General features: G+C 64.5%; 2 protein-coding genes. Both read left to right on the forward strand.

Annotated features, from left to right (window positions below; translation table 11 throughout):
• Positions 1 to 110: 110 nt before the first annotated feature.
• Positions 111 to 416: a transposase gene (locus LQ326_RS47360; protein ID WP_234545405.1), complete on the forward strand. Its 306-nt coding sequence runs from the start codon at positions 111 to 113 to the stop codon at positions 414 to 416.
• 11 nt (positions 417 to 427) lie between these two features.
• On the forward strand, positions 428 to 698 hold a 271-nt coding region (locus LQ326_RS47365), incomplete at its 3' end, for a helix-turn-helix domain-containing protein (protein WP_234545406.1).

The raw sequence follows: 698 nt of genomic DNA on the forward strand, positions 1-698 counted from the left end.
TGCCGGAGCAAACCCCCGGATCAGGTCGAACCCGTACACCACTTCCCTGGACGCAACCTGACTGGACACCTGGAGACTGGAACGTGAGGTTCCAGAGGAAGTAGTGCCAGGTGGGTAGTCAGTACTCGAAGCGGTATTCGGAGGAGTTCAAGTGGGACGCGATCGCGTTGGCCCGCTCCTCTGACAGGACGATCACGGAGGTCGCGCGGGATCTGGGCGTGAGTCCGGAGAGCTTGCGCGGCTGGGTCAAGCGTGACCGGATCGACCGCGGGCAGGGCGGGGCAGGCGAACTGACGAGCGCCGAGCGCGAGGAGCTCAGGCAGCTGCGCAGGCAGAACGCCGAGCAGCAGAAGACGATCGAAATCTTGAAAAGAGCCGTCTTAGATTCAACTGGTCAGAGCAACAGCGCTGGTTGAGGACGGGATACGTGGCGAAGCTGGGTCGGCCGGGGATGCCGGACGAGATGAAGGCCGACTTGTGGCGGCGGTGGAGGGCCGGGGAGTCGATCAGCGTCATCTCAAGGCAGATCGGCAAGCCGCTCGGCTCGGTGTTCACTGTCCTCAAGCACCACGGAGGGATCGCTCCCGGATCCCGCAAGGCGCGCGCTGGAAGCTTGACCATGAGGGAGCGGGAGGAGATCTCGCGCGGGCTTTGTGCCGGCGAGCCCTACCGAACCATCGCTGGCTTCCTGGGGCGTG

The organism is Streptomyces shenzhenensis, from assembly GCF_021462265.1.
GTDB lineage: Bacteria > Actinomycetota > Actinomycetes > Streptomycetales > Streptomycetaceae > Streptomyces > Streptomyces shenzhenensis.